8 protein-coding genes are annotated in these 12,217 nt (G+C 60.1%); 6 read left to right on the top strand and 2 right to left on the bottom strand.

Annotated elements, in window-relative coordinates; all coding sequences use genetic code 11:
* Positions 1-8: 8 nt before the first annotated feature.
* The 6 genes from E3O56_RS14900 to E3O56_RS14875 all read left to right on the top strand — a co-directional run bounded on the left by E3O56_RS14900 (position 9) and on the right by E3O56_RS14875 (position 8,129).
* Complete coding sequence (locus E3O56_RS14900) at positions 9-1,745, top strand: glucan biosynthesis protein G (protein ID WP_032881138.1); 1,737 nt, start codon at positions 9-11, stop codon at positions 1,743-1,745.
* Positions 1,738-4,308 carry a glucans biosynthesis glucosyltransferase MdoH gene (mdoH, locus tag E3O56_RS14895; protein ID WP_005783974.1) on the top strand — a complete coding sequence of 857 codons (2,571 nt, stop codon included), beginning with the start codon at positions 1,738-1,740 and terminating at the stop codon, positions 4,306-4,308. The genes E3O56_RS14900 and mdoH overlap by 8 nt, the downstream gene beginning before the upstream one ends.
* Positions 4,309-4,495: 187 nt before the next feature.
* A complete protein-coding gene (locus E3O56_RS14890; protein WP_032878330.1) occupies positions 4,496-5,296 on the top strand; it encodes a transporter substrate-binding domain-containing protein in 801 nt (266 codons plus the stop codon).
* Between the two features lie 219 nt (positions 5,297-5,515).
* Complete coding sequence (locus E3O56_RS14885; protein ID WP_248128478.1) at positions 5,516-6,313, top strand: transporter substrate-binding domain-containing protein; 798 nt, start codon at positions 5,516-5,518, stop codon at positions 6,311-6,313.
* 129 nt (positions 6,314-6,442) lie between these two features.
* Positions 6,443-7,402 carry an amino acid ABC transporter permease gene (locus E3O56_RS14880; RefSeq protein WP_005783980.1) on the top strand — a complete coding sequence of 320 codons (960 nt, stop codon included), beginning with the start codon at positions 6,443-6,445 and terminating at the stop codon, positions 7,400-7,402.
* Positions 7,395-8,129, top strand: coding sequence for an amino acid ABC transporter ATP-binding protein (locus E3O56_RS14875; protein WP_032878328.1), 735 nt, complete (start codon positions 7,395-7,397; stop codon positions 8,127-8,129). The genes E3O56_RS14880 and E3O56_RS14875 overlap by 8 nt, the downstream gene beginning before the upstream one ends.
* A 4-nt stretch (positions 8,130-8,133) precedes the next feature.
* Here E3O56_RS14875 and E3O56_RS14870 read toward each other — a convergent pair whose 3' ends face one another.
* Together E3O56_RS14870 and E3O56_RS14865 are read right to left on the bottom strand one after the other, a co-directional pair.
* Positions 8,134-10,041: a methyl-accepting chemotaxis protein gene (locus E3O56_RS14870; RefSeq protein WP_248128477.1), complete on the bottom strand. Its 1,908-nt coding sequence runs from the start codon at positions 10,039-10,041 to the stop codon at positions 8,134-8,136.
* A gap of 178 nt (positions 10,042-10,219) precedes the next feature.
* Positions 10,220-12,136, bottom strand: a complete 1,917-nt coding sequence (locus tag E3O56_RS14865; protein WP_005783986.1) for a methyl-accepting chemotaxis protein — start codon at positions 12,134-12,136, stop codon at positions 10,220-10,222.
* Between the last annotated feature and the right edge of the window lie 81 nt (positions 12,137-12,217).

Below are 12,217 nucleotides of genomic sequence, written 5' to 3'. Positions count from 1 at the left end.
GGTTGCTCGTGATTGTTAGTCCCTGTAATGCACCAAAATTGTCTGCCAAACGGTTACGAAACGCACTGGTAACGGGCTCTGCCCTGTTTTGCCTGTTCGGCGCGGGTCAACTGTGGGCATTCAGTCTGGATGATGTGTCGGCCAAGGCAAAAGAGCTGGCCGGGCAGAAATACGAAGCTCCGCGCAGCAATCTGCCGAACGAATTCCGCGAAATGAAATTCGCTGACTACCAGAAGATTCGTTTCCGCAACGAAAAAGCCGAGTGGGCCGATCAGAACACCCCGTTCAAGCTGTCCTTCTATCACCAGGGTATGCATTTCGATACGCCGGTGAAAATCAATGAAGTCACCGCCGACAGCGTGCATGAAATCAAGTACGACCCGACTCGCTTCGATTTCGGTGACGTGAAATTTGATCCCAAAGCCACCGAACAGCTGGGCTATGCCGGTTTCCGTGTGCTTTTCCCGATCAACAAGGCCGACAAGCAAGACGAAATCATGACCATGCTCGGCGCGAGCTATTTCCGCGTCGTCGGCAAGGACCAGGTGTATGGCCTGTCTGCCCGTGGCATGGCTATCGATACCGCGCTGCCGTCCGGTGAAGAGTTCCCACGGTTCACCGAGTTCTGGATCGAGCGACCAAAGCCGGGCGACAAGCACCTGGTGATCTTCGCCCTGCTGGACTCGCCGCGCGCTACCGGTGCCTATCGCCTGATCCTGCGCCCCGGCACTGACACCGTGGTCGATGTGAAATCCCAGATGTTCCTGCGCGACAAGGTCAGCAAGCTGGGGGTTGCCCCGTTGACCTCGATGTTCCTGTTCGGCGCCAACCAGCCTTCCAAGGTGCTTAACTACCGTCGCGAGCTCCACGATTCCAGCGGCCTGTCGATCCACGCCGGCAATGGCGAGTGGATCTGGCGCCCGTTGAACAACCCTAAACACCTGTCGGTCAGCAACTTCAGCGTCGAGAACCCGCGTGGCTTCGGCCTGCTGCAACGTGGCCGCAACTTCAGCCACTACGAAGACCTGGACGACAACTACGACAAGCGCCCAAGCGCCTGGATCGAACCTGAAGGCGATTGGGGCAAAGGCTCCGTTGACCTGGTAGAGATCCCGACTGCCGATGAAACCAACGACAACATCGTGGCGTTCTGGAGCCCGGCCGAACTGCCGGAAGTCGGCAAGCCGCTGGACATCGCCTACCGTCTGCACTGGACCCTGGACGATGCTGCATTCCATTCGCCGGACAGCGCCTGGGTCAAGCAGACCCTGCGTTCTACCGGTGACGTGAAGCAATCCAACCTGATCCGTCAGCCCGATGGCAGCGTGGCCTACCTGGTGGACTTCGAAGGCCCGGCCTTGAAGAAACTGTTGCCGGACGCCCCGGTGCGCAGCCAGGTGAGCGTGGGCGACAACGCCGAACTGGTTGAAAACAGTGTGCGCTACAACGAACACACCAAAGGCTGGCGCCTGACCCTGCGTATGAAGATCAAGGACGCAGGCAAACCAACCGAAATGCGTGCGGCACTGGTGCAGGATGTGGTGCAACCAGCGCCTGAGCCGGTTTCCAATCACGTGTTGAAGGCTGACAAAGTCCTGGCCAAGCAGCACGAGAAACAGGCCAAGAAAGACGCAAAAGACAAGCAAGACCCGCAGCCAGAAGCTGCCCCAGCCACACCGGAGCCGGCCAAGACCGAACAAGTCCTGACCGAAACCTGGAGCTATCAGTTGCCTGCCGATGAGTAATTCAAATGTCCGGCCAGAGACTCTGAGCGAGTATCTGGCGCACCTCCCGTTGACCGCTGAGCAGCGCGCCGAGCTGGCGGGCTGCAACTCGTTCAGCGAATTGCACGAACGCTTGTCGTCGTCGACTTTCGACGCACCGACTGAGGCCGCCCAGGCTTCGGTCGGCCGTCGCTTGACCCTCAACAGCGCCGAAGAGCTGCAAGACGCCGAGATGCTGGCGCTCGACGCCAGCGGTCGCGTGTGTCTTAAAGCCACGCCGCCGATCCGCCGGACCAAAGTGGTGCCCGAGCCCTGGCGCACCAACATCCTGGTGCGCGGCTGGCGCCGGATGACGGGTCGCACCAATCCGCCCAAGCCACCCAAGGATGAGCGCGTACTGCCCGCTGCCCGCTGGCGTACCGTGGGCTCGATCCGTCGCTATATCCTGCTGGTGTTGATGCTGGGCCAGACCATTGTCGCCGGCTGGTACATGAAAGGCATCATGCCGTACCAGGGCTGGTCGCTGGTCGACTTCGATGAAATCCGCAACCAGACCCTGCTGCAAACCGCCACTCAGGTAATGCCTTACGCGCTGCAAACCAGCATCCTGATCATGTTCGGGATTCTGTTCTGCTGGGTCTCGGCCGGTTTCTGGACCGCACTCATGGGCTTCCTGGAGCTGCTGACCGGTCACGATAAATACCGCATCTCCGGTAAAAGTGCCGGTAACGAGCCAATTCCGAAGGATGCGCGCACCGCACTGGTAATGCCGATCTGCAACGAAGACGTGCCGCGGGTATTCGCAGGTTTGCGTGCCACGTTCGAATCGGTAGCCGCCACCGGTGACCTGGATCGCTTCGATTTCTTTGTGCTCAGCGACAGTAACGACGCCGACATCTGCATCGCCGAACAGCAAGCCTGGCTCGACGTGTGCCGCGAAGCTGGCGGCTTTGGCAAGATCTTCTATCGCCGCCGCCGCCGTCGTGTAAAGCGCAAGAGCGGCAACCTCGACGACTTCTGCCGTCGCTGGGGTGGCGACTACAAATACATGGTCGTTCTCGACGCGGACTCAGTGATGAGCGGCGAATGCCTGACCAGCCTGGTACGCCTGATGGAAGCCACGCCGGATGCGGGGATTATCCAGACCGCGCCGCGGGCGTCGGGCATGGACACCCTGTATGCGCGTATGCAGCAGTTCGCTACCCGCGTATACGGCCCATTGTTTACCGCCGGCCTGCACTTCTGGCAGTTGGGTGAATCCCACTACTGGGGTCACAACGCCATTATCCGCATGAAGCCGTTTATCGAGCACTGCGCCCTGGCGCCGTTGCCAGGTAAGGGCGCATTCGCCGGTGCAATCCTTTCCCACGACTTCGTTGAAGCCGCGCTGATGCGCCGTGCCGGCTGGGGCGTGTGGATTGCCTACGACTTGCCGGGCAGTTACGAAGAACTGCCGCCGAACCTGCTGGACGAACTCAAGCGTGACCGTCGCTGGTGCCACGGTAACCTGATGAACTTCCGCCTGTTCCTGGTTAAAGGCATGCACCCGGTGCACCGTGCGGTGTTCCTGACCGGCGTGATGTCCTACCTGTCGGCGCCGTTGTGGTTCTTCTTCCTGGTGTTGTCCACGGCGTTGCTGGCGGTGAACACCCTGATGGAGCCGCAGTACTTCATGGCGCCGCGCCAGTTGTACCCACTATGGCCACAATGGCACCCGGACAAGGCGGTGGCGCTGTTCTCCACCACCATCGTGCTGTTGTTCCTGCCCAAGCTGCTCAGCATCATCCTGATCTGGGCCAAGGGTGCCAAGGAGTTCGGCGGCAAGTTCAAGGTGACCTTGTCGATGCTGCTGGAGATGCTGTTCTCCATGCTGCTGGCGCCGGTGCGGATGATTTTCCACACCCGTTTCGTCCTCGCCGCTTTCCTCGGTTGGGCTGCCACCTGGAACTCGCCGCAGCGTGACGACGACTCCACGCCTTGGAGTGAAGCGGTCAAGCGTCACGGCCCGCAAACTATCCTCGGCTTCCTGTGGGCGCTGTTGGTGGTGTGGTTGAACCCAAGTTTCCTGTGGTGGCTGGTGCCGATTGTCGGCTCGCTGATGCTGTCGATTCCGGTGTCGGTGATTTCCAGCCGGGTCAAGCTGGGCCTCAAGTCCCGTGACGAGAGCCTGTTCCTGATCCCCGAGGAATACAATCCGCCGCAAGCGCTGCTGTCGACCGAGAAGTACACCCACGAAAACCGTTGGCACGCCCTCAATGACGGTTTCGTGCGTTCGGTGGTCGACCCGCAGCAGAACGCCCTGGCCTGTGCCTTGGCGACCTCGCGTCACCGTGAGGCCGAGCCGATCGAGTACCTGCGCATGGAGCGCGTTCGCCATGCGTTGAAAGTCGGCCCTGCCGGCCTCAACAACAGCGAACGCCTGGCCCTGCTCAGCGACCCGGTAGCCCTGGCTCGCCTGCATGAGCAGGTCTGGAACGAAGGTCATGCCGAGTGGCTCGGTGCCTGGCGTGCTTCGATCAAGGCAGATCCGCACGCGCCATTGCTGCCTCTGCAACCGCAGTCGCCGCAGGCCCAACCGGCCTGATTCAGACGCCCCCGAGGGCTCGCCTCGGGGGCGCTGCAGACGCTGGTCCTACAGCGTTTACAGTCTCTTCCTTTTATCCCTAACTCCTTGTTATTTCGAAACAAAAGACCTTTGATCGAGGCGTATTGTCGTGCCTGTCGCTGGGTTAGCATCGCCCCCCAAAATTTGACTCGCTACGGGGGCATTCATGATCAAAAGGTATTGTTCGGTATTGCTGGTTAGCGTTTTCCTATGGGCTTACGCGGGTCTGCTGAGTGCGGGCGCCCTGGACGATGCTGTTCGTCGCGGCGTGTTGAAGGTGGGGACCACGCCCAATTACGTGCCCTTCGAGATGCTCGATAAGCAGGGGCGTATCGTCGGTTTTGAAATTGACTTGCTCCGCGCCATGAGCCGTGCACTGGGCGTGGAACTTGAGCTGATTGCGGTGCCGTATACGGATTTGGTACCGGGGTTGATGGCGAAGAAATTCGACCTGATTGGCAGTGGCATGACCGTCACCCAAGAGCGCAACCTGAAGCTCAACTTCAGCGACTCTTTCATTGTGGTGGGTCAGACCGTGCTGCTGCACCCCCGCCTGGCCGGCATCGTTTCCAGCATCGAAGAGCTGGACGACGCCAGCTACCGGGTGGTGACTATCCAGGGCACGACCGGAGAGGCAGCAGCCCAGCGTTTTCTGGGGGCTGCTCAACTGAGCACGGTGACGACCCCGGAAGACGGTGTGCGGCAGGTCGTGGAAGGCAAGTTCGATGCGTTTATCCATGATGCGCCCTACAACCTGATCGCGATGAGCCGGCCGCAGAACAGCGCCTTGTTGACGCTGGAACAACCCTTCACCTTTGAGCCACTGGCGTTTGGTTTGAAAAAGGGTGATTACGACAGCCTCAACTGGATCAATCACTTTCTCAACCAGATCGCTCAGGATGGCTCCTACGATCACTTGCATGACAAGTGGTTCAGGGACACGGCCTGGATGGCAGAGATTGAGTGATCGTCATAACTACTTACACATCAATCAATTGTCGAGGGGCTGCGTAGACGCGTCTACCCCTGCGCTTGACTGCACCGCCGTAGGACTTTTACGACATACGCCGATAACATTTACCGCTGAAACCTTTGTGACGGACAACGAGTGGGTTAGGATCGCATCCCGAAATGGCGCAGCCCTTTTGTGCGCCGACCTTATAAGAATCGTTCAGGGGTCTTGAAGATGAAAAAGTATCTTTCGATGCTGATGCTCGGCGTCACCGCGATGGTCGCTGCCACTGCGGCCCAGGCCGGTGCCATCGACGATGCGGTCAAGCGCGGCACGTTGAAAGTCGGCATGGACCCGACCTACATGCCGTTCGAAATGACTGACAAGCGCGGTGAAATCATCGGCTTCGAAGTCGACATCCTCAAGGCCATGGCCAAGTCCATGGGGGTCAAGCTGGAGCTGATGTCCACCGGTTATGACGGCATCATCCCGGCCTTCCTGACCGGCAAGTTCGACATGATCGGCAGCGGCATGACCCTGACCCAGGAGCGCAACCTGCGCCTGAACTTCAGCGAACCCTTCATCGTGGTCGGCCAGACCCTGCTGATCCGCAAGGACCTGGAAGGCACCATCAAGTCCTACAAAGACCTGAACGATGAGAAATACCGTCTGACCTCCAAGCTCGGCACCACCGGTGAGATGGTCGCCAAAAAGCTGATTTCCAAGGCCAAGTACCACGGCTACGACAACGAGCAGGAAGGCGTGCTGGATGTGGTCAACGGCAAGGCTGACGCCTTCGTCTATGACGCACCGTATAACGTAGTAGCCGAGAAGAAAGTCGGCAACGGCAAGCTGGTGTTCCTGGAAGAACCCTTCACCTTTGAACCCCTGGCGTTCGGTTTGAAGAAAGGCGATTACGACAGCATCAACTTCATCAATAACTTCCTGCACCAGATCCGTAACGACGGCACCTACGATCGTATCCATGACAAGTGGTTCAAGAGCTCCGAGTGGCTCAAGGACATGGAATAAGGCCTGACACCGAGTTGCCTGCATCGCAGACAAGCCAGCTCCCACATTTGACTGTATTTACACATCAAATGTGGGAGGGGGCTTGCCCTCGATGGCGGCCTATCAGGCAACACATATCCGGAAAGTGAAATGAAACAGAAAAAAGCCCAATGGCCCTGGCACCTGCTGACGGTGGTCGTGCTGGTCGGCCTGGCTGGCGCCTTGTACTACGCCACCTCGTTGATGTCCTACGAGTGGCGCTGGAACCGCGTGCCGCAATACTTCGCCTATCAAGCCGAAACCTCCCAGCGCGCCGCGGATATTTCCACCGTGGTCGAGTTGGTGCGCAAAGGCGATGTGGCCGAAGTCACCCTGCGCAACGACGCGGGGGCCGAGCAAAAGCTCACGGTTGCCGACAACAGCCTGCAAGTGGCGCGCGGTGATGATGTGGCTGAGGGCGATGTGGTCGGCGTGACCCGCCAGTGGGCGTTGGGGCCGCTGATGTGGGGCTTGTGGACCACGCTGTGGCTGTCGGTGGTGTCCGGCATCCTGGGCTTGGCGATAGGTTTGGCGACCGGTTTGTGCCGGCTCTCCAAAAACCCGACCCTGCGGGATTTGTCGACGATCTACGTCGAACTGGTGCGCGGTACGCCGCTGCTGGTGCAGATTTTCATTTTCTATTTCTTCATCGGCACGGTGCTCAACCTCTCCCGGGAGTTTGCCGGGATCGCCGCGCTGTCGTTGTTCACCGGCGCCTACGTGGCCGAAATCGTCCGCGCCGGCGTGCAGTCCATCACTCGTGGCCAGGATGAAGCGGCGCGTTCCTTGGGCTTGAGCGCCAGCCAGTCGATGCGCCATGTGGTGTTACCGCAAGCCTTCAAGCGCGTGCTGCCACCCCTGGCCGGGCAATTTATCAGCCTGGTCAAGGACACGTCCCTGGTGTCGGTGATCGCGATTACCGAATTGCTCAAGAGTGGCCGCGAAGTGATCACCACCTCGTTTTCGCCATTCGAGATCCTGTTCTGTGTGGCAGGCCTGTACCTGCTGATCAACCTGCCGCTGTCGAAAATGGCCAGCCGGCTTGAGCGGAGGCTCGCCCAAAGTGATTGAAGTGCGCGATCTGGTAAAAGTCTTCGACACCCGTGGGCATGTGGTACGCGCGGTTGATCACGTCACCACCCAGGTGGCCAAGGGCGAAGTGCTGGTGGTCATTGGCCCGTCCGGTTCCGGCAAGTCCACCTTCCTGCGCTGCCTCAATGGGTTGGAGGAGTTCGACTCGGGCTCGGTGAGCATTGATGGCCTGCAATTGGCCGATCCTAAAACCGATGTGAACGCCTATCGCCGTGAAGTCGGCATGGTGTTTCAGCATTTCAACCTGTTCCCCCACATGACCGTGCTGGAAAACCTGTGCCTGGCGCAAAAGGTCGTGCGCAAGCGCGGCAAGCAAGAGCGCGAGGCCAAGGCCCTGGCTCTGTTGGAAAAGGTGGGTATCGCGCAGAAGGCCCATGAGTTTCCATCGCGCCTGTCTGGCGGCCAACAGCAGCGGGTCGCGATTGCCCGAGCGCTGGCCATGGAGCCCAAGGTGATGCTGTTTGACGAGCCCACCTCGGCGCTCGACCCGGAAATGGTTGGCGAAGTCCTCGACGTCATGAAGACCCTGGCCCTGGAAGGCATGACCATGGTCTGCGTGACCCACGAGATGGGCTTTGCTCGCGAAGTGGCGGACCGGGTGCTGTTCTTCGACCATGGCAAACTGCTCGAAGATGCCGCGCCCGCAGCCTTCTTTGCAGCCCCCCAGGACCCGCGGGCTCAAGCCTTCCTGCGCCAGGTGTTGTAACTGCTCAGACCTTGAACCGGCCTACCGAGCGCGCCAGGTCTGTGCCCAGGCGCGCCAGCTCGATGCTGGCCGCCGCCGTCTGCTCACTGGCGGTCGAGGTTTGTTCCGACGCATCCTTGACCTTCAGTACGCTGCGGTTGATCTCTTCGGCCACCGCGCTTTGCTCCTCGGCTGCTGCGGCAATCTGTGGGTTCATCTCCTGAATCACCGATACCGTACGGGTGATGTTGGCAAGGGCTGCGCCTGCGCGGCGCGTCAGCTCCACGCTGTTGTCGGTCAGGCTGAGACTGTTGTCCAGGATATCGGCGGTGTGTTGCGTGCCACGCTGCAAACCCTCGATCAACATCTCGATTTCCTCGGCTGATTGCTGGGTGCGCTGGGCCAGGGTGCGTACTTCGTCGGCCACTACAGCGAAACCGCGACCGGCTTCACCCGCGCGTGCCGCTTCGATAGCGGCGTTAAGGGCCAGCAGGTTGGTTTGCTCGGACACCGATTTGATCACCTCCAGCACGCTGCCGATCTTCTGGCTTTCCTGTTGCAAGCCTTGCATCGCCAGGCTCGAGCGGTTCATCTGCTCGGCCAGATGTTCGATATGGGTAATTGCTTCGGCCACCACCTGGTCGCCCACACCTGCTTGTTGATCAGCCTCAGTGGCGGCAATCGAGGCTTGCTCTGCATGACGAGCGACCTCTTGGGAGGTAGCGAGCATTTCGTTCATGGCGGTGGCGACTTGCTCGGTTTCCAGTTTCTGGCCATTGACCCCGGCGCGGGTTTGCTCGGTGACGGCGGACAGTTGCTCGGCGGCGCTTGCGATCTGGCGGGCGCTGTCGTTGATACCGCCGATCAGGGCGCGCAGGTTGAGCGTCATCTGGCCGATGCTGCGTTGCAATTGGCCCAGTTCGTCGCGCCGCGAGGTAGTGATATCGTGGCTCAGGTCGCCCTCGGCGATGCGGTTGGCTGTCAGCAGCGCCTGGCGCAACGGCCGCACGATCTGGCCGGCGATCAGCCAGGCAGCGAGGGCCCCGAGCAGCAGCGCTGCGCCTGTCACGTAGAGCAACATCAGGCGAGCCAAGTCTGCTTCTTTGTCGCGTTGCAGGGTCTGTTCCTCGCTCAGGCGGTCGCTTTGCGAGAGTAACTGGTCCAGCCACTGCTCCAGTTGATTCTGGGTGTTTTCAACAGTGACCTGCGCGTCCTTGACGCGGTTGAGTTGGGCGCGATAGTCGAGCAGGGCGCTGTTCAGAGCGGTGCTGTCGACCGGTAAAGCCGTCACGGCAGACTGAGCACCGTCGAGGGCCTTGAGCGCGTCGTCCACGCCTTGGGTGTAAATCTGCAGTGTGTCTGCGGCCCATGCCGGTGCCTTGGCGCGGTCTTCGGCTTTTTCCAAGGCCAGGCGCAGGTTTTCCACGCTATCCAAGGCTTTCTCATCGTTCTGGTCGGGCAAGTCACTGGAAAATTGTCCAAGGGTGTCGCTGGCCGCCACAGAACTGCTGGTGAGCCCCTTCTGCGCTTGCTCACGTTGTTGCATCAAGGTGGGTAGCCCGCCCAGTGCGGTCTTGAAGCGCGCGCTGAGGCGACTGGAGTCTTGGACTTGCTGCAGATGTGCCTGGATTTTCAGGCGATCCGCCAACTCGACCAGGTAACCGTCGATTTTTTCCATGTGCCGGCCGATCTTGTCGAAGTTCGTCGGTTCATTGAGGGTGCGGTACACAATCCGTTCGGCGCGTAGCTCTTCACCGGCCACGGCCAATCGAGAAAGAGTGGTCAAGGTTTGTGCACGAAAGAGCGAGTCGTTCAGTGCCTGCCATCCCGTCAGGGCGACAGCAATGCACAGTGCCAGCACCAGGCCGAAGCCAAGGATAAGCTTGAGGGTGACGCTGGTATTGCCCAATACGCGGGTCAGTGGTCGAAACATGATGCACCTCCATCAGCAAAGAGAAAGCGTCTCGCAGTCCGACTGACGCAGGTCAGGAGGAGTGGGAACGCTAAATCTTTTCGGCAAGGGGCGCGTAAGTGTTGACCTGAAAGACGTGTAGGAAATTTCACAAGTTGCAGGGAGGACCCCGCACGGGCCACTCCCTGGTGTGAGCGTGTCAGACCCTGAAGCGGCCGACCAATGCTTGCAGATGAATGCCCAGGCGCGCCAGTTCTGCACTCGACGCAGCGGTTTCTTCGCTGGCCGAGGACGTCTGTTCGGATACGTCACGCACATTCAACACGCTGCGGTTGATCTCTTCGGCTACGGCGCTCTGTTGCTCGGCGGCGGTGGCGATTTGTGAGTTCATCGCCTGGATAGTTGAAACCGTGCGGGTGATATTCGCCAATGCGCTGCCGGCGCGACGCGTCAGTTCAACGCTGCTGTCGGTCAGCCCGCGGCTGTTGTCCATGATGGAGGCCACCTGCTGGGTACCGTTTTGCAAGCCGACGATCAGCTCTTCAATCTCTTCGGTGGACTTCTGTGTGCGCTGGGCCAGGCTGCGCACTTCATCGGCCACCACCGCGAAGCCACGCCCGGCCTCCCCGGCACGCGCCGCTTCAATGGCCGCATTCAGCGCCAGCAGGTTGGTTTGCTGGGCTACGGATTTGATCACGTCAAGCACGCTGCCGATCTTGTCGCTTTCGCGCTTCAGATCGCCCATGGCGAGGGTGGAGTTGCCGACTTCGGTCGCCAGGCGTTCGATCTGGGCGATGGCTTCGCCGACCACCTTGTCACCTTCACGGGCCTGTTGGTCTGCGGCTACAGCAGCTTCCGAGGCTTGCTCGGCATTGCGTGCAACTTCCTGCACGGTGGCGGCCATTTCGTTCATGGCGGTGGCGACCTGATCGGTCTCGACCTTTTGGCTGTTGACCCCCGCGCTGGTCTGTTCAGTCACGGCCGACAACTGCTCGGCCGCGCTGGCGATCTGGGTGACGCCGTCGCTGATACCACCGATCAACGCGCGCAGGCCCACGGTCATGCTCTGCATGGCGCGTTGCAACTGGCCCAGCTCGTCCTGGCGGCCAGAGTCCAGGTTGTGGCTCAGGTCGCCGGAGGCCACGCGCTCGGCGACCTTGAGGGTCTGGTTTAGCGGGATGACGATCTGGCGGGTGATGGCCCAGGCTGCGAACAGGCCGAAGACCATCGCCAGTACGGTGGCGAGCAGCAACAGATACTTGGCCTGGGCCACATCGTGGTCGCGCACTGCGGTTTGCGACGTGGTGAGTTTCTCGCTATGGCCCAGCAGAATATCGCCCTGGGCGCTCATGATTTTAAGGGCGGCGGCACTGGCCACTTGGGAGTCGCGATATTGGCTGACGGCGGCGCGATAGGCTTGCAGTGAGACACCAGCCTCTTGCAGGTTGGCCTGGTAGGGCGCTGGCAGTTGGCTTTGCAGTTCGGTGATTTTTTTCAGGGCATTGTCGATGGCATCAAGGGCCGGTTGCTCGGCCTCGACTTTGCCGCTGTAGGTGTAGCCGCGTACCTGGAAGCGCGCTTGCTGGATCAGCTTGCTCAGGTCAACCACGCTGTTGAACTGGGTGACGCTGTCGCCTTGCAGGAGGCTTTTTTCAATCTCGTTGGTTTTGGCCACGGCATTGTCGGCGGTGTCGCCGAGCTTGCTGCGCGCGCCCTCACGCTTGAGGCCCGCCTGGACCATGGCCGCGAAGGCTTTTTTGTATTGGCTCAACGCTTCCTGTTGTTGTTCGACGAGGGCCTTGTCATTGGGCTGTTCGATTAACTGCGCGGCGGTTTCAAGGCCATTGTCCAACTGAGTAATCAGGCCGGTGACCGCGTCAGTGCCTTGTTCGCCGCGGCGCATATCAAAGTCCAGGCGCGCCAGGCGCAGGTCTTTGGTCAGGCCATTGAGGCTGGAGATAAAACCCAGCTTATCGCCGCGATTGATTACGTCGCCCAGGCCGGTCCAGCCGGTAAAGGTGATCAACAGCGTCAGGATCAACACCAGGCCAAAGCCGACGCTCAGCTTGCGGTTGACGCTTACATTCCCCAGTTTCTCGGCTAACCAACGATACATGCTGCGAACTCCCCTGGAACAAGGCTTGGACTTATTCAGAGGCTATCGGCATGGGCATAGGATTCTGTAGCGCCAGAGATC

The organism is Pseudomonas sp. W2Aug9 (genome assembly GCF_023127755.1).
Taxonomy (GTDB): Bacteria; Pseudomonadota; Gammaproteobacteria; order Pseudomonadales; family Pseudomonadaceae; genus Aquipseudomonas; species Aquipseudomonas synxantha_A.
The sequence above is the reverse complement of the archived record's forward strand: the minus strand, read 5'-3'. Positions and strand labels throughout refer to the sequence as shown.